Source organism: Caulobacter sp. Root655 (genome assembly GCF_001427665.1).
In the GTDB taxonomy this organism is placed as follows: Bacteria; Pseudomonadota; Alphaproteobacteria; order Caulobacterales; family Caulobacteraceae; genus Caulobacter.
On record NZ_LMHC01000021.1, the window covers coordinates 62555 to 84470 of the forward strand.

The following is a 21916-nucleotide window of genomic DNA, read 5'->3' on the forward strand; positions in this document are numbered from 1 at the left end:
TCTTGACGGGGTCACGCTCGCTAGCGCGGCACCCCCAAGTCGGGGAAAGTCATGCCTGTGCTGTCGGGGCTCGTCTGCGCCCACAATGAAGAAGCGCGCATCGCGCAATGCCTTGAACGTCTGGCGTTCTGCGACGAGATCGTCGTCGTCGCCGACCGGTGCTCCGATCGCACCGAAGCCATCGCGCGCAAGATGGGCGCCCGGGTCGTTTCGGGGATTTTCCCGGTCGAGGGCCTGCGCAAGGCGGCCGGCGTCGCCGCCTGTCGCGGCCGATGGATCATGGAACTGGACGCTGACGAGGCCGTGACGCCGGCCCTGGCTCAGGAAATCCGGGAAACCATCGCCAGGGCCGACGCCGGCGACTGGTACCAGGTCCCGGTCGACAACTTCGTGGGCGAACGCCTGGTGCGCCACGGCTGGGGCGGCTCGTTCGGCGCTTCGTCGGTGGCGCGGCTGTTCCGCAAGGGGGTCAAGAGCTGGAAGAGCGAGCGAGTCCATCCGGGCACGACCTTCACCGGCGTCTATGGCGGCCGATTGCGGCACGCCATCCTGCACAAGGTCGATGACGACATCGCCGACATGGTCCAGCGCCTCAACCGCTACACCGCGCTCCGCGGCCAGGACCTGGCCGACGGCGGCAAGATCAAGAGCCTGTGGGACGACCTGTTCCGGGGCGTGCGCCGCTTCTACAAGTGCTACGTCTCGCGCAAGGGGTACCAAGAAGGCGACCTGGGCTTCCTGATCGCGGTCATGGCCGGGCTCTATCCGTTGCTGTCCAACCTCAAGGCGCGGGAGATCCGCTTTCTGAGCGGGCAGGACGTCCGGACCGTACGCGCCGGGCGCGCCGCGGTGATCAACCTGGATGGCGAGGATACGAGGCTGGGCCATTCGGCCTAGACACCATCCCATGTGGCTCAACCGTCTCCTGATCACCGCCGTCCTCGGGCCGGAACTCGCGCGCTGGAAGGCGCGGGGGCGCACGCCGGTGGTCTGGTGGCGGGATGATGACGCGCGCCGTCCGTCCGCGGCCCTGGATCGCTTGCTGGCCCTGTCCAGCCGCTTTGAAGCGCCGATCACGCTAGCGGCGGTGCCGGACGGCGACATTCAGGCGCTCGCCCAAGCCTGCCGCGCGACCGGCGGGGTCGAACTGGCTATCCACGGGTTCCGGCATGAAAATCGCGCGCCGCCAGGGCGGCCTTCGGGCGAGGTCAATGATCTCGATCGCCTGGCCGACGTGGTGTTGGAACTGGGCACGGCGCTGGACGTCTTCAGGCGGGCCGGGACGCGGGCCAGTCTGTTCGTGCCGCCGTGGAATAACATCCATCCGACCCTGAAGACGGCGCTGTCGCTGCACGACCTGGAGCTTTCCGGCTACGGCGATATGCGCAACGCGGACGAACCGACCCGCCTGGACGCCCATCTGGACGTCCTGCGCTGGAAGCCCGGGCCCCGTTTCCGGGGCGCGACGCGGTTCCTGTCACGGACCCGCCGTCTGCTGGCCGAGCGGCGCCACAAGATGCTCTGGGACGAACCGCTCGGCCTGCTGACCCATCACCTGGATCACGACGAGGCCGCCTGGCGGTTCCTGGAAGCCTTCCTGCCTGTCGTGAAGCCCGTCAGCCGTCGGTCCATCGTCGGCGACCCCGTCACCAGGACGGGGCGCGACGGCCCACGGACCGTCGCGCCTCTGAAGGTCGGCTAGGGCTAGCTGATCAGCTCATAGGCGGGAAGGGTCAGGAACTCTTCCAGCGTGTCGGCCAGCACCATTCGCGAGAACAGATGGGCGGCTTCCTCCAGGCGCGGGGAGGGGAAGTCGCGGCGCAGGCTCGCCATCTCCTCGGTCAGCAGGCCGACGAACAGCTCCGAGGTGATGGTGCGGCCGTCGTCGAGGTCGGCGGCCAGCTTGATCCACTGCCACAGCTGGGTGCGGCAGATCTCGGCCGTCGCGGCGTCTTCCATCAGGTTGTAGAGCGGCACGGCCCCGCGGCCCTCGATCCAGGCCTGAGTGTAGCGCACGCCGACGCGGATGTTCTCGCGCACGCCGTCCTCGGTCCGCGCGCCGTCGTGCAGTTCCAGCATCTGGGCCTGTCTGATTTCCAACTCCGCGAGCTTGCGGTCCAGCTGGTTGGGCGTCGGCATCAGGCGGTCGAAGACCTCCATGGCCACCGGCACCAGGTCGGGGTGGGCGACCCAGGTGCCGTCGTGGCCGGCCCCGGCCTCGCGTTCCTTGTCGGCGCGGACCTTGGCGAAGGCGGCCTGGTTGGCGGCCTCGTCGCCCTTGATCGGGATCTGGGCGGCCATGCCGCCCATGGCGAAGGCCCCGCGGCGATGGCAGGTCTGGATCAGCTTCAGCGAATAGGCGCCCAGGAAGGCCTGACCCATGACCATCGCCGAGCGATTGGGGGTCAGGAACTCGGGCCGACGGCCCAGGCGCTTGATGAACGAGAAGATATAGTCCCAACGGCCGCAGTTGAGGCCGGCCATGTGGTCACGCAGTTCGAAAATGATCTCGTCCATCTCGAAGGCGGCGGGGATGGTCTCGATCAGCACCGTGGCCTTGATCGTGCCGACGGGCAGGTCGAGCGCCTGCTGGGCGTGGACGAAGACCTCGTTCCACAGCCGCGCTTCGAGATGGCTCTCCAGCTTGGGCAGGTAGAAATAGGGTCCGGAACCTTGCGCCAGCGCGGCCTTGGCGTTGTGGAACAGGTAGAGGCCGAAATCGAACAAGGCTCCGCTGATGGGCTGGCCGTCGATCTCGAGGTGGCGCTCGGGGAGATGCCACCCACGGGGACGAATAACCAGGACGGCTGGGTTGGCTCCCAGCGCGTAGCGCTTGCCGGAGTTGGCGTCGACATGGGTCAGGTCGCCTGCCCAGCGGTCTTTCAGATTGACCTGGCCCTCGATCAGGTTGGACCAGGTCGGAGAAGTGGCGTCCTCGAAGTCGGCCATGAACACCTTGGCCCCACAGTTGAGGGCGTTGATGATCATCTTGCGATCGACGGGGCCGGTGATCTCGACGCGGCGGTCCTGCAGGTCGGCCGGGATCGGCCCGACCGTCCAGTCACCAGCGCGGACGTCGGCGGTTTGCGCCAGGAAGTCCGGCAGTTCGCCGGCGTCGAAGCGGATCTGGCGGGCGACGCGCAGGGCCAGCAGTTCGCGACGGCGGGCGTCGAACCGGCGATGCAGGTCGGCCACGAAGGCCACGGCCTCGGGGGTGAGGATTTCCACGGCGCGGCCCTCGACGGAACCGGTGATCTGAACGTTGGCGGCGATGTCGAGGGGCATGGCGAGTCCTGTAGGCTTTGGGAGGCTCCCGGCGCGAAGCCGGGAGACCATATGTCGACTAGGTGGTGTTGTAGATCAGGCGCTCTTGGCGACGCCATTGGGACGGACGCTGGGGACGATCTGGTCGCCCCAGTTCCCGGCGCCGTCGTGGTGGCGCGAGGTGCGGACCAGTTCGACCGAATAGCCGGCCTCGATGGCCCGCCGCACCGCCTCGTTCAGGCGGTGGGAGGCCTCGGCCACCCGATCGACGGCGCGTTGTTCAGCGGACGTGTTCGGCATGGCGGCGGGAGCGAAGGTGGAAGCAGACATGGCGCATTCCTTCTTGGGTGATGGCGGGGTGTCGCCCTCGTCCTTCGACAAGCTCAGGATGAGGGCTAGTCAAAGCGTTCGACCAGCTACTCGGCGGCGAACTGGCTCATGGTGTTGCCGTGGCCGCCGGCCTTCAAGGCCCGCTCGCCGGCGACCATTTCCTTGAAGGTGTCGCCAAGGTCCGAGCCGACCTCGTGCTGGTGCTTCACGGCCGAGACGCCACGACGGATCTCCTCGCGCTGGACCGAATTGACGTAGGCCTTCATCCGGTCGTCGCCGAAATAGCCGCGCGACAGCTCGTCCATGCTCTTGGCGGTCAGGTGGAAGGTCGGCAGGGTGATCAGGTTGTGGAACACCCCGGCCCGGGCCGAGATGTCGGCCTGGAAGCGGGCCAGGCGGGCGTCGGTTTCGCGGCCCAGGTCGGTGGCGTCGAGATCGGCCGACATCAGGCCCGCGCCGTCGGGGTAGGAGTCCTTGTGGATCTTGCCCTCGGCGATCCACTGGTCGCGCACCTGCTTGCGCAGGTTCAGGGTCCAGTTGAAGGACGGCGAGTTGTTGTAGGTCAGCTTGGCGTTGGGCACGACCTGGCGGATCTCGGCGACCATGGCGGCGATCTCGTCGACATTGGGGGTATCGGTTTCGATCCACAGCAGGTCGGCGCCGCCCTGGGTCAGGGAGGCGATGCAGTCCTCGACGACGCGGGCCCGGCCGGTGCCGTCCTGGAAGGCGAAGAGGCCGTTGGGCATCCGCACCGGCTTGACGAACTGGCCGTCCTTGTAGAGCGCGACCTCGCCGTCCTGGATCGGGTTCTCGGCGGTGATGGCCTCGGTCTTCAGCCACTTGATGTAGTCGGACGCCAGGTCGCCGGGCTCCTGGCTGACCGGGACCTTCTGGGTCAGGCCGGCCCCGAGGCTGTCGGTGCGGGCCACGATGACGCCGTCGTCGACGCCCAGTTCCTCGAAGGCCAGGCGACAGGCGCGCAGCTTCTCGATGAAGTCTTCCCGGGGAACCGTGACCTTGCCGTCCTGGTGACCGCACTGCTTGGCGTCGGACACCTGGTTCTCGATCTGCAGGCAACAGGCGCCGGCCTTGATCATCTCCTTGGCCAGGATGTAGGTGGCGTTCTCGTTGCCGAACCCGGCGTCGATGTCGGCGATGATCGGCACGACATGGGTCTCGAAACCGTCGATGGCCTCGATCGCCGCCCGCTCGGCGGCCGCGTCGCCGGCGTCGCGCGCTGTCCGCAGAACCTTGAAGAGGTCGTTGATCGCCACTTCGTCCGCCTGGCGCAGGGAGACGTAGATCTCCTCGATCAGGTCGACGACCGAGGTCTTCTCGTGCATCGACTGGTCGGGCAGGTGGCCGAAGCGGTTGCGCAGGCCCGCCACCATCCAGCCGGACAGATAGACATAGGCGCCCTTGGTCGTGCCGCGCAGGCGCTTGACCGATTTGATCATCTGCTGGGCGTGGAAGCCCGACCAGCAACCCAGCGACTGGGTGAACTGGGCGCTGTCGCGGTCGTAGTCGGCCATGTCGGCCCGCATCACCCCGGCCATCGAACGGGCGATGTCGAGATGGGTGGAAAAGGTGTTTTGCAGCTTCAGCTGGATGATGTCGTCGACGGCGATGCCGCCGGGCGTCACGCCTTGGGGATAGCGGCTCAGAAGGGCTTCGCGATGTTGGGCGTAGGTCTTGCGCGGCGTCATGTTTCTGGTCCCGGGAAGGCGTCGAGTAGGAAGGTTTGTGTCTCGGAGCTAACCCGCCCGCCGCGATGGGCGCGAACCTATTGAAGGTGATTTGTCACAAATCGACTTTGTATTTTCTGTAAACCTATGACAACGTGACTGGATGGCGACCTCGGACAAGAAGCTTTTTCTCGGCGGCCGGTTGAAGCGGCTGCGGCGCGACCTGGGCATCACCCAGACCCGCATGGCCGAGGACCTCGAGGTCTCGGCCAGCTACCTGAATCTGCTGGAACGCAACCAGCGGCCGGTGACGGCCCAGATGCTGCTGCGCCTGGCCGACGCCTACGACCTGGATTTCCGCAGCCTGGCGGCCGACGATCCCGGCGGCGGGGCCGGACTGGAAGAGGTGCTGGGCGACAAGATGTTCGCCGACCTGGGCATCGGGCGTCATGAGGCCGCCGAGGTGGCCGAGGTCTCGCCGGCGGTCACCGAGGCGGTGGTGCGGCTTTACCGGGCCTATATCGATCGCGAGCGGCTGATCGACCTGGGTGCCTTTGACCGGGTGGAAGGCGTCGCGCCTTCGGGAGCGGCCAGCCTGCAGCCGACGGACTGGGTGCGAGACCTGGTCGGCTCGCAGCGCAACTACTTCCCCGAACTCGAAACCTGCGCCGAGGCCCTGGTCGCCGTCCTGAAGGCGGACCCGCAGGACCTTGGCCCGGCGGTGCGCGAGCGCCTCCAGGCCCGCCACGGCGTCCAGACCCGGGTGATGCCGGTCGAGGTGATGACCAGTTCGCTGCGCCGCTACGACCACCATCGCAAGCGGCTGATGCTGTCGGAGACGCTGGCGCCGGCCAGTCGGATCTTCGCGATGTGCTACCAGCTGGGCTTGCTGGAATACGGCGACGAACTGACCGCCCTGGCCGACCGCTTCAAGGCCCCCGACCGCGCCAGCCGTCAGCTGCTCAAGGTGTTCCTGGGCAACTATCTGGCCGGGGCGATCATGATGCCCTACGGGCCGTTCCTGGCGGCGCTGGAGGCCAGCGGCTACGACATCGAGCGGGTGCGGTCGCGGTTCGGCATCAGCTTCGAACAGGCGGCCCAGCGCCTGACGACCCTGGGACGTTCGGGCGCGCGCGGCGTGCCGTTCTTCATGGTCCGGCTGGACGCGGCGGGCAACATCTCCAAGCGGTTCGCGGCCGGCGCCTTTCCGTTCTCGCGGTTCGGCGGCACCTGCCCGCGCTGGAACGTCCACGACAGCTTCAAGACCCCGGGGCGTATCCTCACCCAGGTGATCGAGACGCCGGACGGCGAGCGCTACTTCACCCTGTCGCGCACGGTTCGCCGGGTGTCGGGCCTGCAGGCCGGCCAGGAGGACGAACTGGTCATCGGCCTGGGCTGCGAGCTGAAATACGCCGCCAAGCTGGCCTATGCGCGTGGGCTGGACATCGCCGCCCCCGTCGCGGTCGAGATCGGCCCCTCCTGCCGGATCTGCGAGCGGCCGGCCTGTCCGCAACGGGCGGCGGCGCCGATCAACAGGACCTTGCTGGTCGAGGAATCCAGCAAGGCCCTGTCACCGTTTCCGTTCGTGGCCTGAGGCCGATCAGGCGGGAACGGGCCTGCCCTCCGTGCTCAGCGTCCGGCGCGCGACCTTGGCGGCGGCGACCATGTTGACGAGCGCGGCGCGGGTTTCCGGCCACTTGCGGGTCTTGAGGCCGCAGTCGGGATTGACCCAAAGCTGGCCGGCCGACAGCCGGGTCCGGGCGGCGCTCAGCAGCTGCGTCATTTCTTCCACCGCCGGTACGCGCGGCGAGTGGATGTCGTAGACGCCGGGCCCGATCTCGGCCGGATAGGCATAGCTGGCGAAGGCGTCGAGCAGCTCCATCTTCGAGCGCGCGGTCTCGATAGAGATGACGTCGGCGTCCATGGCGCCGATGGCGGCGATGATGTCGTTGAACTCCGAATAGCACATGTGGGTGTGGATCTGGGTGTGGTCGGCGACGCCGGAGGCCGTCAGTCGGAAACACTCGACCGCCCAGGACAGGTAGGCCTCCCAGTCGCCGCGTCGCAGCGGCAGGCCTTCGCGCAGGGCCGCCTCGTCGATCTGGATGACCTTGGCGCCGGCCGCTTCCAGATCGACGACCTCGTCGCGGATCGCCAGGGCGATCTGCCGGCAGGCCAGTTCGCGCGGGACGTCGTCACGCACGAACGACCAGTTGAGGATGGTCACCGGGCCGGTCAGCATGCCCTTCATCGGACGGTCGGTCAGGCCCTGGGCATAGCGCCACCATTCCACGGTCATCGGCGCGGGGCGCGAGACGTCGCCATAGAGGATCGGCGGGCGCACGCAGCGCGAGCCGTAGGACTGCACCCATCCATGCCTGGTGAAGGTGAAGCCCGACAGTTGCTCGCCGAAATACTGCACCATGTCGTTGCGCTCGAACTCGCCGTGCACCAGGACGTCTAGGCCGACCTCCTCCTGCCAGGCGACGGCACGGGCGGTTTCCTCACGCAGGAACACCGCGTATTCGGCGTCGCTCAACCCGCCCTTGCCATGGGCCGAACGGGCCTTGCGGACCGCTTCGGTCTGGGGGAACGAGCCGATGGTGGTGGTCGGGAAGGCGGGCAGATTCAGCCGCGGGATCTGCAGCGCCTGCCGGCGGCTGAAGCCGGACTGGCGACTGGCCATGGCCGGCGTCGTGGCGGCCAGGCGCGCGGCCACCGTTGCGTCATGGATCTTCGGCGAGGTCCGGCGGGCCTGGGCCGCCGACGTGCTGGCCGCCAGGGCCGGCGCGACGCTGGTCCGACCTTCGTTCAAGGCCTTGGCCAGCACGGCCAGTTCCTCGATCTTCTGGACGGCGAAGGCCAGCCATTGGCGGACCTCCGGATCGAGCGCCGTTTCGATCTCCAGGTCGATCGGGGTGTGCAGCAATGAGCAGGAGGGGGCCAGGATGACCCGGTCGCCGCCCCGCGCCGAGACGATGGGGTCCAGGCGGTCGAGCAGGGCTTGCAGATCGGCGCGCCAGACGTTGCGGCCGTCGATCACCCCGAGAGACAGGACCAGGCTGTCGCGGCAGTGCGCCAGGACGGCGTTCAGCTGTTCCGGGGCTCGGACCATGTCGATGTGCAACCCGTCGACCGGCAGGTTGGCGGCGGTCGAAAGGTTGTCGCCGTAGCCGCCGAAATAGCTGGTCAGCATCAGGCGCAGGCCGGGTGTGGCGTGACTGAGGGCGCCGTAGGCGCGGCGCAGTTCGGCTCGCTCGAAATCGGTGAGGTCGAGGGCCAGGCACGGCTCGTCGATCTGCACCCAGTCGGCGCCGGCCGCCGTCAGGCGTTGCAGGGCGTCGATATAGATCGGGACCAGGGCCGACAGCAGGGAAAGCGGCTCAAACCCCGCGTCCCGGGTCTTGGCCAGCTTGAGGAAGGTCACCGGGCCCAGCAGCACGGGCCGGGTGTGGATCCCCAGGGCCTTGGCCTCGAGGAACTCGTCGATCGCCTTGGTCGAGGCCAGGACGAAGGCCTGGTCGCGCGACACCTCGGGGGCCAGGTAGTGGTAGTTGGTGTCGAACCACTTGGTCATCTCCATGGCTGGCAGGCCGGCGCCGTGGTCATGGGAATGGCCGTGGGCGCAGGCCTCCTCGCTCGCGGCCCCCTGGGTTCCCCGGGCCATGGCGAAATAGGCGGCGGTGTCGATCGGTCCGCCGGTCCAGCCGTAGGCCGACGGGATGGCGCCGACCATGACGCTGGTGTCCAGCACATGGTCGTAGAGCGAGAAATCGTTGCTGGGCACGTGGTTCACGCCCAGCGCCTTCTGGCGTTCCCAGGTCTGGGCGCGAAGCTTGGCGGCGGTCGCGAGCAGGGTGGGGGCGTCTGTTCTGCCCGCCCAGTGATCCTCGAGCGCGGTCTTCAGTTCGCGGCGTGGGCCGATGCGGGGAAAGCCCAGGGTGGCGATGGTGACGGTCATTTTCAAAAGCCTCTGCCGGTGTTGCGACGAGAGGCTGGTCGGGGCGCGCGCGACGGATCGCGCACGAGCCATCGCGGCCCGGTCGCGCCTTGCTAGCGACCAGACCGGGCACCCCGCCGGAGGACGTTATCTGTCGGGGCAGGTCTCCTGGCTCACGGGTCAATGCCCCTGTCCTGGCCTTCCCGACACGCCACCGATCCAGCTCGGCGTGTCAGTGACACTCATCGGACAGCGGCTCACCGCTCACAGTTGCGGGGGCAGCGCCGGCCTCGGGTTTTCACGCCCTCACCGACTTCCCTCTTAGCTCCGGAATCGCGAAGACCCCGGAGAACCACGACGAGCCTATCTGGGACCAATCCACGTGGCGCGTCAATGGGGACATAAAGATATCCTTATGTCATTTCGCAGGCTTCACTTCGCGCGCTGGCGGTGCTTGTCGAGGTTCAGCTTGTGGCGTTCCACCTTGTCGTAGAAGGTCTTGCGCGGGATGCGCAGGAGGCCGAGCGCCGCGCGGACGTCTCCGCCGCTGCTGGTCAGGGCTTCCTCGATGAGGTGCGCCTCATAGGTCGCGACGCGTTCCGGCAGCGAGCCGAGTTCGGCGGCCTGGGGCAGGCCGGCCTGGTCGGAAAGCCCCAGGGCGACACGCTGGGCGTAGTGGTTGAGCTCCCGCACATTGCCCGGCCAATCGTGGTTGAGCAGCCGCCAGTGGATGGCGTCGTCGACCGCCCGCGGCGACCCGCCCAGGCGCTCGGCGGCCCGTGCCAGGAAGTGCGCGAACAGCAGCGGGATGTCGTCGCGCCGCTCGCGCAGCGGTGGAATGCGGATCCGCACGACATCCAGCCTGTGGAACAGGTCCTCGCGAAACCGTCCGGAGGTGACCGCCGCGCCGAGGTTGGTCTTGGCCGCGGCGACGACGCGGATGTCCAGGGTGCGGGGGCGATTGGAGCCCAGGGGCACGATCTCGCGCTCTTCCAGCAGGCGAAGGAACTTGCCCTGGGCGTCGAGGGGCAGGGTCTCGATCTCGTCGAGGAACAGGGTGCCGCGATCAGCCTGTTCGATGCGCCCGATGCGCTGGCGGACCGCGCCGTTGAAGGCCCCCAGTTCATGGCCGAACAGCTCGCTCTCCAGCATGCTTGACGGCAGGGCCGCGCAGTCCATGGTCACGAACTCGCGGTCGCGCCGTCGCCCCCATAGATGCAGGGCCCGCGCCGCCAACTCCTTGCCGACACCGGTCTCGCCCTCCAGCAGCACGTCGACGTCGGCGTTGGCCAACTGCCGCAGGGTGGAGCGCAGGCGCTCCATCACGGCCGTCTGGCCGAGCAACGGCCCGTCGCCCTGGGCGGCGTCGGCGGCGGCGCGCAGCCGGCGGTTCTCCAGCACCAGGCGGCGCGTCTCCAGGGCCCGCCGGACGCTGGAGACCAGGCGTTCGGGCGCATAGGGCTTGGCGACGAAGTCGTAGACGCCCTCATGCAGGGCCTCGACCGCCTCGGCGACGTCGGCGTGGCCGGTGATCAGGATGACCGGCAGGTTCTTGTCCTGATCACGCAGGCGACGGAACAGCTGGCGACCGTCCATCCTCGGCATGCGGATGTCGCTGACCACCACGCCGGGAAAGCTGTCGGACAGATCGGCCAGGGCCTCTTCGGCCGAGGCGAAGGCCAGAACGTCGAAGCCCGCCAGCTGCAGGGTCTGGACGTTGGCCCCGCGCAGGGCGTCGTCGTCGTCGATGAAGGCGACCTGGTTGACGGAAAGCTGCATCTAGCGGGCCTTGGGCAAGGTGATGACGAAGCGCGCGCCCGGGCCGGGCTCGAGCGTCAGTTCGCCGCCGAACTCGGTGACGATGTCACGGCTGATGACCAGGCCGAGGCCCAGGCCTCGCGGCTTGGTGGTGGCGAAGGGGGTGAACAGGGTCTTCACCACCTGGGGCGCCAGGCCGGGGCCGTTGTCGGCGATCACGATCCGCACCTGGTTCCGGCGCGAGGAGACCTGGATCGCGATTTCGGGATCGACCGCGCCGTCCAACGCCTCGATGGCGTTCTGCAGCAGGTTGACCAGGACCTGTTCCAGGCGGAAGCGCTCGGCCATCACCCGCAGGTCCTCGTTCGCTTCCGACCGCACGACGCGGACGCCCTGCTGGCGGATGCGCGGTCCGGCCAGCAGCAGGGCGCCCTCGATCGCCTCGTGCGCCCTCACCGGGGCCGGCGGCGCGCTGGTCTTGCGCGCGAAGGCGCGGAGCTGGTCGGTGATCAGGCCGATCCGGTCGGTCAGGCCGGCGATCAGGCCCAGATTGCTGCGCGCGGTGTCGGGATCGGCGCGATCGAGGAACACCGCGGCGTTGTCGGCATAGGCGCGAATGGCCGCGACCGGCTGGTTGATCTCGTGGGCCACGCCCGCCGCGATCTGGCCCAGGGTGGCCAGCTTGTTGGACTGCACCAGTTCGTCCTGCATCAGGTGGACGTGAGCCTCGGCCCGGCGCCGTTCCTCCATCTCGATCGTCAGCTTGCGGTTGGTCTTGCGCAGCTCGGCCGTGCGTTCCCCGACCCGGGCTTCCAGTTCGGCGCGGGCGGCCTCCTGGCGGGTGGCGCGCACCGTGGCCTGGCCTCGCCACCGCAACAGGGCCGCCCCGAAGCCACAAGCCGCCAGGCCGATCAACAGGGCCACGGCCCGGGCCGCGGCCACCGCCGTCCGCAGCGTCGCGCCGGTCGGCGTCAAGGTGAACACCGTCCAGCCCGCCGCGCCGGGGTCGGCGCTGGCGGCCATGAACCGGGCGGACGACTGGCCGGGCAGGGCGACCGAGACCAGGGCCGGGGCTCGGGCGGCCGCCACGGGCGGCTTGATATCCAGAACCGTGAACGGCGCCTCGCCGAACCGGTGCTCGGCGCGTAGCCGCCGCTGCTCGGCGGCCGGCAGGGGCGAAAGTGTCGAGAACCGCCAGGGCGCGATCGACGTCACCAGGATCACGCCCTCGGCGTCGGCCGCGAAGGCCGGTTCCGCCGACGACCAGTCGGCTTCGAGCTGCTCGAACTCGACTTTGACCACGACCACGCCCAGCAAGCCGTCCGGGCCGTCGACCCGGCGCGACATGAACAGGCCGGGGCGACGGCTGACCGTGCCCAGGGCGAAAAGCTCGGCGACGCCCGCCCGCTGGGCGTCGCGGAAATAGGGGCGAAAGCTGTAGTCGGAGCCGACGAAGCTGGTGGGCTGTCGCCAGTTGCTGGCGGCGATGGTCATGCCCCGGGCGTTCAGCAGATAGATGACAGCGGCGCGCGTGCCCTCGCTGAGGGTTTCGAGCTTGCGGTTCAGCGCGCCGATCCCGGCCGGATCGGTCGACCGCAGGACCGCCGCCACGTCGGGGTCCTGGGCCAGGACGAAGGGCAGGGAGCGGTGCTTGGCCAGCTCGCTGCGCAGCACCGCCGCGTGCAGGGCGGCGGAGGTCTGGGCCTGGCGGGACAGATCGGCCGTGGCCCGTCGTTCGGCGACGGCGCCGGCGGACCAAACGGCGGCGACCAGCAGCACGAACGAAACGGCGACGAACACCGTCCAGCGCCGGGTGATCGGGTCTCTCGGATTCGGCGGCGACGGCGAAGTCATGCGGCGGCCCGTGAAGGTATGTGCGGATTTTCGCACACAATGCCGCCGCGTTGGCGGGAAATCGCCACATCCTCTGCGCGCCCAGGTGGATGGAGAGGGGTAAAAATCAACAAAATCAATACCTAATGGCCTATGCCTACTGTGCTTGCGCCGCTTTCGTTCAACAAGGATCGTCTAACCAAGCGCCTTCGCAAAGACGCGGGAACGGAAACGCGGCCCTAGGGCCAACCCATGAGGCGACAGTGAAGACAATCAGCACCACCGCGCCCGCGCGGCCCCAGCGCTTCTACCAGCACCTCTACTTCCAGGTGCTGGCCGCCATCGTGCTGGGCGCGACCATCGGGCATTTCTGGCCGCATGTCGGCGAGTCCCTCAAGCCGCTGGGCGACGGCTTCATCAAGCTGGTCAAGATGATCATCGCGCCGGTGATCTTCCTCACCGTCGTCACCGGCATCGCCGGCATGCGGGACCTGGACAAGGTCGGTCGCGTGGCCCTCAAGGCCTTCATCTACTTCCTGGTGTTCTCGACCCTGGCCCTGATCATCGGCCTGGTCGTCGCCAATGTCGTCCATCCTGGCGCCGGCATGAACATCGACCCCGCCAGCCTCGATTCCCACGCCGTGGCCTCCTACGCCTCCAAGGCTCATGACCAGACCATCGTCGGCTTTCTGCTGCACGTGATCCCCGACACCGTGGTCAGCGCCTTCGCCGAGGGCGAGATCCTGCAGGTGCTGTTCTTCTCGATCCTGTTTGGCCTGTCCCTGGCCCTGATCGGCGATCGCGGCCAGCCGGTGCTCAACCTGCTGAACTCCGTTGGCGAGGCGTTCTTCAAGCTGGTGCACGTGCTGATGAAGGCCGCGCCGATCGGCGCCTTCGGGGCCTTCGCCTTCACCATCGGCAAGTACGGCATCGGCTCGGTCGTCAACCTGGCCGCCCTGGTGGGCACCTTCTACCTGACCTCGATCCTGTTCGTGGTCGTGATCCTGGGCCTGGTCGCCAAGGCCAACGGCTTCTCGATCTTCCGCCTGATCCGTTATCTGAAGGCCGAGCTGCTGCTGGTGCTGGGCACCAGCTCCTCGGAAGCCGCGCTGCCCAGCCTGATCGAGAAGCTCGAACGGGCCGGCTGCCCAAAGTCCGTCGTCGGGCTGGTCGTGCCCCTGGGCTATTCGTTCAATCTGGACGGCACCAACATCTACATGACTCTGGCGGCCCTGTTCATCGCCCAGGCCACCGGCGTCCACCTGACACTGGGCGACCAGCTGCTGCTGCTGGGCGTGGCCATGCTGAGCTCGAAGGGCGCGGCGGGAGTCACGGGCGCGGGGTTCATCACCCTGGCGGCCACCCTGTCGGTGGTGCCCTCGGTGCCGGTGGCCGGCATGGCCCTGATCCTGGGCGTCGACCGCTTCATGTCCGAATGCCGGGCCCTGACCAACTTCATGGGCAACGCCGTGGCCACCATCGTGGTCTCGCGCTGGGAGCGCGGCCTGGACGCGGACCAATTGGAGGCGGCCCTGGCCGGCCATCCGGCCCCGTCGGACGTCGAGCCCTCGCCGGACTCGATCACGGTCGCGGCCGAATAGGCGCTACCCTCCCACCCGGATCCTGATCCTGACCCCTGACCTTCTTCCAGCGCGCGGCGCCGGAGAGGGGGAGACTCCGCCATGCGCATCCTTTTCGCCACCACGGCCCTCGTCGCCGCCAGTCTCGCCGGCGCGGCCCACGCCGAAGATTCCGACCTCGCCGCGCTGAAGGCGCAGATCCAGGCGCTGCAGGCGCGGCTCGACGTCCTCGAACGCCAGGCCGTGACCCCGACCGCCCCGCCAACGGCCGCGCCCGCCGCCGCCGCGCCGATCGCCACCCTGGCGCCCAAACCGTCGACCGAGCCGATCCGCTGGGAGAACTCGCCGCGCTTCACCGACGCGTCGGGGGCGACCTTCAAGCTACGTGGCCGGATGTCGCTCGACGCCGTGGACTCGACCACCGAGCGCGACGGCCTGGCCGACTACCACGCCCGTCAGTTCAAGGCCCGCCAGCTGTTCCTCGGCGTCGAGGGCCAGACCGGCCGCTGGGCCTATCGCCTGGAGGGCGGCGCGGTCAGCGGCGGCGCCTGGGGCTGGGACGACGCGATCATCGAATACAAGCTGAGCAACCAGACCTCGCTGCTGGCCGGCAACCAGAAGGCCGCCTCGCTGGAGGGGCTGACCTCGTTCAAGTCGATCACCTTCATGGAGCGCGGCGCCTATGGCGACCTGATCGACGCCGGCTACACCCTGGCCCTGGAGGCGGTGCGGACCGGTTCCAACTGGTCGCTGTGGGCGGCCCTGCAGGGCGACAGCATCAACAAGACCGAGGCCACCGGCGGCTATGACCCCAACCAGGCGGTCGAGCGCATGGGCGCCACGGTGCGGGCCACCTGGTCGCCCAAGCTGTCCTCGGACGACCGCCTGCACCTGGGGGCCTGGGCGCGCCGGCGCGATCGCGGCGGCGAGACCGGCTTCACCTATTCGGCCGCCGCCAACACCGCCTTCCGGCCGCAGACCTCGTCAGGCGCGACCTTGCTCAGCACCGGCGCGGTCGGCGACGGCGACACCACCCTGGCCCTGGAAGGCGCCTGGGTGCACCGCGCCCTGTCGCTGCAGGCCGAGGCCGCCCAGATCAGGGTCGACCGCATCGCCACCAGCCTGAGCCCGACCCTCGGCGGCTCGAACTTCGACATCGTCACCGCCTACGCCGCCGCCAGCTGGTTCCCGACCGGCGAGACCCGGCCCTACAATCCCAATGGCTCGTTCGGGCGGATCAAGGTGCTCCACCCGCTCGACAAGGGCGGCCTGGGCGCGGTGGAGCTGGCGGCTCGCTATGACTACGCCGACCTCAGCGACATGGCGGCCAATACGGCGGTCGCTCCGTCGCTGCAAACCAGCCTGGCCACGGCCGGGATCTATCGCGGCGTCACGGTCGGGGCCAACTGGTACCCCTACAGCTATGTCCGGCTGACCGGAAACCTGACCCGGGCCAAGATCGACAACCGCAACATCGCCGGGACCCAGCTCGACGCCGACGTCACCGTGGCCCAGGCCCGCCTGCAGGTGGAATTCTGAGGAGCGGGGCGCCCAAGCCCTTGGACACCCCCAGCTATCCCCGGTCTCATCCCTGACGGCGGGCGTTTCCTTCAGCCGTGTTGCGCGCTGGGCGGCTCGCCGATCAGCAGGGCGCAGGTGGCTTCGGCCGCGATCGGATCCCGGTCGGCGATGGCCCGGGCCATCGCCCTGTGCAGCATCACGTCCTTCAGCTGATCTTCCGGCGTCTGCTTCTCCATCTGCCAGATCCAGAACCGGGTCGCGACGTTCTGCAGGGCGATGACGAAGCGGGCCAGGGTCGGGTTGTGGGTGGCGAAGGCGACCGCGCGGTGGAAGGCGTGGTCCATCGCCAGCATGGCGCGAAAATCGCCGGCCGCGATCGCCGCCTCGGCGCCGTCGAACGCCCCGGCGATGGCGACCAGGTCGGAAGGCCGGGCGTTGCGCGCGGCCAGCGCCGCCGTTCGCCCCTCCAGCATCCGCCGCACCTCGAAGGCGTGCTCGATCTCGGCGATGTCCAGCGGGGCGACGATGGTGCCCACGCGCGGGCGACGCATGACCAGGCCCTCCAAGGCCAACCGGCCCAGGGCGTCGCGCACCCCGCCGACCCCGCCGGCGTAGCGCGCGGCCAGGGCCTTCTCCTCCAGCACCTGCATGGGCGCCAGTTCGCCCAGGATAATGTCCATCAGGATCAGGTCGTAGAGCCGCGCCTTCTGCAGGCCCGGGGCCCAGTCGCCGTGCGGTTCGACGCTGTTGAGGGGGCCCTTCATGGCCGACACGGGATCGAGGGGGTCATCGTCAAGCTCCTAGGCGCAAAATACGCCGAGGTCATTTCTCGCGGCGTCTAAAATGTAAGAGTTTCGAAAACGAACGCGCGCTTGGTCAGGTCGCGCCTTCCGCCCTAACTCGCCGGCATGACGACTTGCCCTCCCGTGCCGGCGGACGCCGTGATCGACGGTTTCCGCCAGGCCCTGGCCGCCGCCGAGGCCTTCGCCGGCGCCACCGCGCCCAATCCGCCGGTCGGCTGCGCGGTGCTCGACGCCCAGGGCGCGGTGCTGGCCTGCGAGGCGCACCAGCGCGCCGGCGGCCTCCATGCCGAGGCCGCCGCGCTCGCGGTCGGTCGTGAGGCGGGCCTGATCGACCGTGCCCATACGTTGATCGTCACCCTCGAACCCTGCAATCACCAGGGCCGCACCCCACCTTGCGTCGAGGCGATCCTGGCCAGTCCCGCCAAGGCCGTCCGGATCGGATCGCGCGACCCCAACCCGGCGGTGACCGGGGAGGGCGGGGCGCGCCTGGCGCGGGCGGGCCTGGACGTCGCCTTCGTCGGCGATCTGGACCATCGCGACGCCGCCGACCTTTCCCGTCAGGCCGACCGCCTGGTCGCCCCGTTCACCACATGGTCCGTCCACGGGCGACCCTGGCTGACCCTCAAGCAGGCCTTGACCGCCGACGGCGGCATGGTCCCGCCGGCCGGCGCCAAAACCTTCACGTCACAGGCCTCGCTCGTCCTGGCGCACCGATTGCGGCGGCGGGCCGACGCCGTCGTCACCGGTTCCGGGACCATCCTGGCCGATGCTCCGCTGTTCACCGTGCGCCGTGCGCCCGATCCCCGGCAGGCGCCTCGGCGGCTGGCCATCCTCGACCGTCGGCGTCGCACGCCGGCGTCGTACCTCGATGCGGCGCGGAGTCGCGGCTTCGAGGTCAGCCTCCATGACGACATCCCCGCGCTGCTGGCCGACCTCGCCGCCAGCGGCGTGCTGGAGGCCCTGATCGAGTGCGGCCCGACCCTGCTCGAGGCCTTCCTCGCCGCCGACCTCTGGGACGAGCGCGTAACCATCCGCCAGAGCCCCCGTCCAGGCGAACCCGACACGGTCGAGATCCTCGACCGGCTGGCCGCCTGAAGCGCAAGGAGACCCGATGTTTTCCGGAATTGTCGAACAGATCGGCCAGGTGGCCGCCGTCGTCCCCGAGGGCGACGGCTCGCGGCGGCTGACCGTCGAGACGGGCTTTCCCGACCTCGAACTGGGCGAGAGCGTGGCCGTCAACGGTGTCTGCCTGACCGTGGTCCGCCACGACGACAGGGGGCGGGCTGACTTCTTCGTCAGCCCCGAGACCCTGGTTCGCACCAATCTGGAGGCGATCGCCGCCGGAAGCCGTCTCAACCTCGAACGTTCGGTGACCCTGGCCACGCGGCTGTCCGGCCATCTCGTCCAGGGCCATGTGGACGGCGAGGCGCGTCTGGCGCAGATCATCGACGACGGCGGCTCGTGGCGCCTGCGCCTGACCCTGCCCGGGAGCTTGCGCGGCTTCTGCGTCGAGAAGGGCTCGATCGCCCTCAACGGGATCAGCCTGACGCTCAACAGCGTCGAGCCGGCGGGCGCGGACGGCCGGTTCGCGGTCGGCGTCACCCTGATCCCCCACACCTGGACCCACACCAACCTGCAGCACGCCGCCGTCGGCGACCCGATCAATGTCGAGGTCGACGTGCTGGCCAAATACGTGGAGCGGCTATGTCACGCCTATCTGACGCCATCGAACGCCTGAAGTCCGGCCGGATGATCATCCTCGTCGATGACGAGGACCGCGAGAACGAGGGCGACCTGGTCATGGCCGCGCAGTTCGCGGACGGCCCGGCGATCGCCTTCATGGCCCGCCAGGCCAGCGGCCTGATCTGCCTGACGCTGGAAGGCGAGGCGGTCGATCGCCTGGGCCTGCCGCCGATGGTCGCCGACAACCGCACCAGCCGCCGGACGGCCTTCACCGTCTCGATCGAGGCGTCGACCGGCGTCGACACCGGCATCTCGGCCTTCGACCGGGCGCGGACAATCGCCGCGGCGATCGCGCCGGACGCCACGGCCGCCGACCTGGTCTCGCCGGGCCACGTCTTCCCGCTGCGCGCCGTGCCCGGCGGGGTCCTGGCCCGGGCCGGCCACACCGAAGGTTCGGTCGACCTGATGAAGCTGGCGGGCCTCGCGCCGGCCGGCGTCATCTGCGAGATCATGAAAGACGACGGGACGATGGCGCGGATGGCGGCGCTGGAGGCCTTCTCCCGCCGTCACGATGTCCCGATCCTGACCATCGCCGAGGTCGCGGCCCATCGCATGGCGACCGAGGTCCTGGTCGACGAGGTGGCCGCCGCCCGGCTTCCGTCCGTACACGGCGCCGGCTCGTTCGAGGTCCGCGCCTTCCGCAGCCGCATCGACGGCAGCGAGCATCTGGCCCTGATCCGAGGACCGCTGAGCGGCGCGCCGCTGGTGCGGGCGCATTCCGAATGCCTGACCGGCGACGCCCTGGGCTCGCAGCGCTGCGATTGCGGCGCGCAACTGCGGGAGGGGCTGAAACGGATCGGCGACAGCGGCGATGGCGTGTTGCTCTATCTGCGCGGTCATGAGGGGCGCGGCCTGGGACTGGCCAACAAGATCGCCGCCTACGCCTTGCAGGACGAAGGGTTGGACACGGTCGAGGCCAACCACGCCCTGGGCTTCGCCGACGACCTGCGCGACTACGGCGTCGCGGCTCAGATCCTCAAGGCGCTGGGCGTGGATCGCGTTCGCCTGCTGAGCAACAACCCCCGGAAGGCCGCCGGCCTGCGCGCCAATGGCCTGACGGTCAGCGAGGAACTGCCGCTGACCATACCGTCCACCCCGCACAACGCCGGCTATCTCGACACCAAGCGCGACAAGCTGGGCCACCGCCTGGCGCGCGCCTCCTGACGCGAGCTCCCATGACAGATCCCATCGCGGCCTGCCGCGTCGCCATCGTCGTCAGCCGCTTCAACCCCGAAGTCACCGACGGTCTCCTGAAGGGCGCGCTCGACCAGCTGGCGACCAAGGGTGTGGTCGTCACGCCGGCCGACGTGATCGACGCGCCCGGCGCCTTCGAACTCCCGCTGATCGCCCAGACCCTGGCGCGAACGGGCCGCTATGACGGCGTGGTCTGCCTGGGTTGCGTCATCAAGGGCGACACCGCCCACTTCGAGTTCATCAGCCTGGGCGCCAGCCTTGGCCTGATGGCGGCGGGCCTGGCCACCGAAACGCCGATCACCTTCGGCGTGCTGACGACCTATACCGACGAGCAGGCGCTGGTCCGCAGCCGCGACGACGCCGAGAACAAGGGGCGGGAAGCCGCCCAGGCTTGCCACGCGACGATCGCGGCGCTGCGGCGGATCAGGAGCGAGCTGGCCGTCGCGTAGGACCTGTTCATACCGGCAGTTCGACGCGCAGCACGAAGCGGTCGATGGCGGCGGCGACGCCGTCCTCCTCGTTGGAGGCGGTCACGAAACCGGCGGCGGCGCGCACCGCCTCCGGCGCCTGGCCCATGGCGATCGACAGGCCGGCGCGGGCGAACATCGGCAGGTCGTTGGGCATGTCGCCGATCACCGCCACCTGGGGGAGGGGAATCCCCGCCGCCCGGGCGATCGCCGCGACGCCGTCGCCCTTGTTGGCGGCCGGGGCAGTGATGTCGAGGAAGTAGGGCTGCGAGCGGGCGATGGTCGCGGCCGGGCCGATGGCCTGGCTGACCACGGCCTCCAGGCGTTCGAGCGCCGCGAAGTCCTCGCTGAGCCCGACGATCTTGTCGACCTGGTCGAGGCCGTCGAAGCCGGACACCAGGGTTGGCTCGACGTTGGCCGCCAACCGTTCGTGCGGCACGCGGATTCCCTCGGCCGAGCGCGCGTACCAGAGACCGTGGGCGAACAGCCAGATCTCGACGCCGGCCTGTTCGAGCAGGGCCAGGGCCGTGCGGACCGCGACTGGGTCGAGGCGCTGGGCGCTCTCAATGGTCCCGTCGGCGCGCAGGATGGTCCCGCCGTTGAACGCGCCCAGCGGACCCTGGATGTCCAGGGCCCTGGCCAGGGCCAGCATGCCGCTCGGCGGTCGGGCGCTGATCAGCGTGGCCTGGACGCCGGTGGCGCGCAGGCGGGCGAAGGCGTCGACCGTGGCTGGCGCCAAGGTCTTGTCGTGTCGCACGAGCGTGCCGTCGACGTCGGAAACGAAGAGCTTGATCGGCGTTCCGGTCACTTCGGCGCCTCGACATGGCCGCCGAAGCCGAAGCGCATCGCCGACAGCAGCTTCTCACCGAAGGTGTGGTCGACCCGCGAGCGGTAGCGCGCATAGAGGGCCGCCGACAGCACATTGGCCGGCACCGCCTCTTCCATCGCCGCCTCGATCGTCCAGTGGCCCTCGCCGCTGTCGGCGACATGGCCGCTGAACTGGGTCAGCGCGCCGTCCTTGGCCAGGGCGATGGCGCTGAGGTCGAGCAGCCAGGAGCTGACCACGCTGCCTCGCCGCCACACCTCGGCGATGTCGGGCAGGTTCAGGGTGAAGCGTTCGTCCTGCGGCAAGGCTTCCGACGCCTTGCCCTTGAGGATGTCGAAGCCCTCGGCATAGGCCTGCATCAGGCCGTATTCGATGCCGTTGTGGATCATCTTCACGAAGTGGCCGGCCCCGGCGGGACCCGCGTGGATGTAGCCGCGCTCGGCGCGGTCGTCGGCCGGGTCGCGGCCCGGGGTGCGGACGATGGAACCGTAGCCTGGGGCCAGGGTGGCGAAGATCGGGTCGAGCCCGCGGACCACGGCCTCGTCGCCGCCGATCATCATGCAGTAGCCGCGCTCCAGCCCCCAGACGCCGCCCGAAGTGCCGACGTCGACATAGTGCAGGTTCTTCCCGCGCAGCGCCTTGGCCCGACGGATGTCGTCCTTGTAGAAGCTGTTGCCGCCGTCGATGACGATGTCGCCGGGCTTGGCCAGGGCGGCGATCTCGTCGATCGTCGCGTCGGTGACCGGACCGGCGGGCAGCATGACCCAGAAGATCGCCGGACCATCCAGCTTGCCGTGCATGTCGGCCAGGCCGTCCGAGGCGATCGCGCCTTCCTTGGCCAGTTCCGCCACCGGCTCGGGCGAGCGATTATAGACCACCACCTCATGGCCGCCGCGCATCAGGCGGCGCACGATGTTCGCGCCCATGCGGCCAAGGCCGATCACACCGATCTTCATGATCCGAGGTCCTTCA

The 21916-nt window shown here is 69.2% G+C and carries 18 protein-coding genes and 1 riboswitch; of the genes, 9 read left to right on the top strand and 9 right to left on the bottom strand.

Annotated elements, in window-relative coordinates:
* The first annotated feature begins 51 nt into the window (after positions 1-51).
* A complete protein-coding gene (locus ASD79_RS11920; protein ID WP_056721856.1) occupies positions 52-897 on the top strand; it encodes a glycosyltransferase family 2 protein in 846 nt (281 codons plus the stop codon).
* A 10-nt stretch (positions 898-907) separates the two neighbouring features.
* Entirely contained in the window at positions 908-1702 is a 795-nt protein-coding gene (locus ASD79_RS11925; RefSeq protein ID WP_056721858.1) for a polysaccharide deacetylase family protein, read from the top strand.
* A 2-nt stretch (positions 1703-1704) separates the two neighbouring features.
* Here the strand turns inward: ASD79_RS11925 and aceB are convergent, their stop codons facing one another.
* From aceB to ASD79_RS11940, 3 genes are all read right to left on the bottom strand, one after another.
* The gene (aceB, locus tag ASD79_RS11930; protein WP_056721860.1) at positions 1705-3285 is read right to left on the bottom strand and encodes a malate synthase A; all 1581 of its coding nucleotides are present in this window, start codon (positions 3283-3285) and stop codon (positions 1705-1707) included.
* A 75-nt stretch (positions 3286-3360) separates the two neighbouring features.
* A complete protein-coding gene (locus ASD79_RS11935; protein ID WP_056722611.1) occupies positions 3361-3594 on the bottom strand; it encodes a hypothetical protein in 234 nt (77 codons plus the stop codon).
* 86 nt (positions 3595-3680) lie between these two features.
* Positions 3681-5300: an isocitrate lyase gene (locus ASD79_RS11940; protein WP_056721862.1), complete on the bottom strand. Its 1620-nt coding sequence runs from the start codon at positions 5298-5300 to the stop codon at positions 3681-3683.
* A gap of 142 nt (positions 5301-5442) precedes the next feature.
* On the opposite strand from ASD79_RS11940, the gene ASD79_RS11945 reads away from it, so the two are divergent.
* A complete protein-coding gene (locus ASD79_RS11945) occupies positions 5443-6873 on the top strand; it encodes a short-chain fatty acyl-CoA regulator family protein (protein WP_056721864.1) in 1431 nt (476 codons plus the stop codon).
* A 6-nt stretch (positions 6874-6879) separates the two neighbouring features.
* Here the strand turns inward: ASD79_RS11945 and metE are convergent, their stop codons facing one another.
* The 3 genes from metE to ASD79_RS11960 form a co-directional block, all read right to left on the bottom strand.
* Complete coding sequence (metE, locus tag ASD79_RS11950; RefSeq protein ID WP_056721866.1) at positions 6880-9240, bottom strand: 5-methyltetrahydropteroyltriglutamate--homocysteine S-methyltransferase; 2361 nt, start codon at positions 9238-9240, stop codon at positions 6880-6882.
* Positions 9241-9359: 119 nt separating this feature from the next.
* Positions 9360-9581, bottom strand: a riboswitch (cobalamin riboswitch).
* 70 nt (positions 9582-9651) lie between these two features.
* Positions 9652-10998 (bottom strand): sigma-54 dependent transcriptional regulator, encoded by a 1347-nt coding sequence (locus ASD79_RS11955; RefSeq protein WP_056721867.1) that lies wholly within the window; start codon positions 10996-10998, stop codon positions 9652-9654.
* Positions 10999-12831: an ATP-binding protein gene (locus ASD79_RS11960; protein WP_056721870.1), complete on the bottom strand. Its 1833-nt coding sequence runs from the start codon at positions 12829-12831 to the stop codon at positions 10999-11001. It lies immediately after the preceding gene.
* Between the two features lie 242 nt (positions 12832-13073).
* Between ASD79_RS11960 and ASD79_RS11965 the strand changes: the two genes are divergently transcribed.
* Entirely contained in the window at positions 13074-14411 is a 1338-nt protein-coding gene (locus ASD79_RS11965; protein WP_056721872.1) for a dicarboxylate/amino acid:cation symporter, read from the top strand.
* Between the two features lie 81 nt (positions 14412-14492).
* On the top strand, positions 14493-15929 hold the full coding sequence (locus ASD79_RS11970) for an OprO/OprP family phosphate-selective porin (protein WP_056721874.1): 1437 nt from the start codon (positions 14493-14495) through the stop codon (positions 15927-15929).
* A 71-nt stretch (positions 15930-16000) separates the two neighbouring features.
* Here ASD79_RS11970 and ASD79_RS11975 read toward each other — a convergent pair whose 3' ends face one another.
* A complete protein-coding gene (locus ASD79_RS11975; protein WP_056721877.1) occupies positions 16001-16675 on the bottom strand; it encodes a GntR family transcriptional regulator in 675 nt (224 codons plus the stop codon).
* A 177-nt stretch (positions 16676-16852) separates the two neighbouring features.
* Here ASD79_RS11975 and ribD point away from each other — a divergent pair, with 177 nt between their 5' ends.
* From ribD to ribH, 4 genes are read left to right on the top strand one after another with little or no spacing between them, the layout of a single operon-like run.
* Complete coding sequence (gene ribD / locus ASD79_RS11980; RefSeq protein ID WP_162252355.1) at positions 16853-17809, top strand: bifunctional diaminohydroxyphosphoribosylaminopyrimidine deaminase/5-amino-6-(5-phosphoribosylamino)uracil reductase RibD; 957 nt, start codon at positions 16853-16855, stop codon at positions 17807-17809.
* 16 nt (positions 17810-17825) lie between these two features.
* Positions 17826-18452, top strand: a complete 627-nt coding sequence (locus tag ASD79_RS11985; protein WP_056721881.1) for a riboflavin synthase — start codon at positions 17826-17828, stop codon at positions 18450-18452.
* Positions 18419-19621: a bifunctional 3,4-dihydroxy-2-butanone-4-phosphate synthase/GTP cyclohydrolase II gene (locus ASD79_RS11990; protein ID WP_056721883.1), complete on the top strand. Its 1203-nt coding sequence runs from the start codon at positions 18419-18421 to the stop codon at positions 19619-19621. Before ASD79_RS11985 ends, ASD79_RS11990 begins: the two co-directional genes overlap by 34 nt.
* Before the next feature lie 11 nt (positions 19622-19632).
* Complete coding sequence (gene ribH, locus ASD79_RS11995; RefSeq protein ID WP_056721885.1) at positions 19633-20100, top strand: 6,7-dimethyl-8-ribityllumazine synthase; 468 nt, start codon at positions 19633-19635, stop codon at positions 20098-20100.
* Positions 20101-20107: 7 nt separating this feature from the next.
* On the opposite strand, the gene ASD79_RS12000 is transcribed toward ribH, so the two are convergent.
* A complete protein-coding gene (locus ASD79_RS12000; protein WP_056721887.1) occupies positions 20108-20926 on the bottom strand; it encodes a Cof-type HAD-IIB family hydrolase in 819 nt (272 codons plus the stop codon).
* Positions 20923-21900, bottom strand: coding sequence for a phosphogluconate dehydrogenase (NAD(+)-dependent, decarboxylating) (gene gnd, locus ASD79_RS12005; protein WP_056721889.1), 978 nt, complete (start codon positions 21898-21900; stop codon positions 20923-20925). The genes ASD79_RS12000 and gnd overlap by 4 nt, the downstream gene beginning before the upstream one ends.
* Positions 21901-21916 lie beyond the last annotated feature (16 nt).

Coding starts and splice junctions, on each gene's coding strand:
- ASD79_RS11920 (WP_056721856.1), top strand. CDS start 52: ATGCCTGTGCTGTCGGGGCTCGTCTGCGCCCACAATGAAGAAGCGCGC.
- ASD79_RS11925 (WP_056721858.1), top strand. CDS start 908: ATGTGGCTCAACCGTCTCCTGATCACCGCCGTCCTCGGGCCGGAACTC.
- aceB (WP_056721860.1), bottom strand. CDS start 3,285: ATGCCCCTCGACATCGCCGCCAACGTTCAGATCACCGGTTCCGTCGAG.
- ASD79_RS11935 (WP_056722611.1), bottom strand. CDS start 3,594: ATGTCTGCTTCCACCTTCGCTCCCGCCGCCATGCCGAACACGTCCGCT.
- ASD79_RS11940 (WP_056721862.1), bottom strand. CDS start 5,300: ATGACGCCGCGCAAGACCTACGCCCAACATCGCGAAGCCCTTCTGAGC.
- ASD79_RS11945 (WP_056721864.1), top strand. CDS start 5,443: ATGGCGACCTCGGACAAGAAGCTTTTTCTCGGCGGCCGGTTGAAGCGG.
- metE (WP_056721866.1), bottom strand. CDS start 9,240: ATGACCGTCACCATCGCCACCCTGGGCTTTCCCCGCATCGGCCCACGC.
- ASD79_RS11955 (WP_056721867.1), bottom strand. CDS start 10,998: ATGCAGCTTTCCGTCAACCAGGTCGCCTTCATCGACGACGACGACGCC.
- ASD79_RS11960 (WP_056721870.1), bottom strand. CDS start 12,831: ATGACTTCGCCGTCGCCGCCGAATCCGAGAGACCCGATCACCCGGCGC.
- ASD79_RS11970 (WP_056721874.1), top strand. CDS start 14,493: ATGCGCATCCTTTTCGCCACCACGGCCCTCGTCGCCGCCAGTCTCGCC.
- ASD79_RS11975 (WP_056721877.1), bottom strand. CDS start 16,675: ATGAAGGGCCCCCTCAACAGCGTCGAACCGCACGGCGACTGGGCCCCG.
- ASD79_RS11985 (WP_056721881.1), top strand. CDS start 17,826: ATGTTTTCCGGAATTGTCGAACAGATCGGCCAGGTGGCCGCCGTCGTC.
- ASD79_RS11990 (WP_056721883.1), top strand. CDS start 18,419: ATGTCACGCCTATCTGACGCCATCGAACGCCTGAAGTCCGGCCGGATG.
- ribH (WP_056721885.1), top strand. CDS start 19,633: ATGACAGATCCCATCGCGGCCTGCCGCGTCGCCATCGTCGTCAGCCGC.
- gnd (WP_056721889.1), bottom strand. CDS start 21,900: ATGAAGATCGGTGTGATCGGCCTTGGCCGCATGGGCGCGAACATCGTG.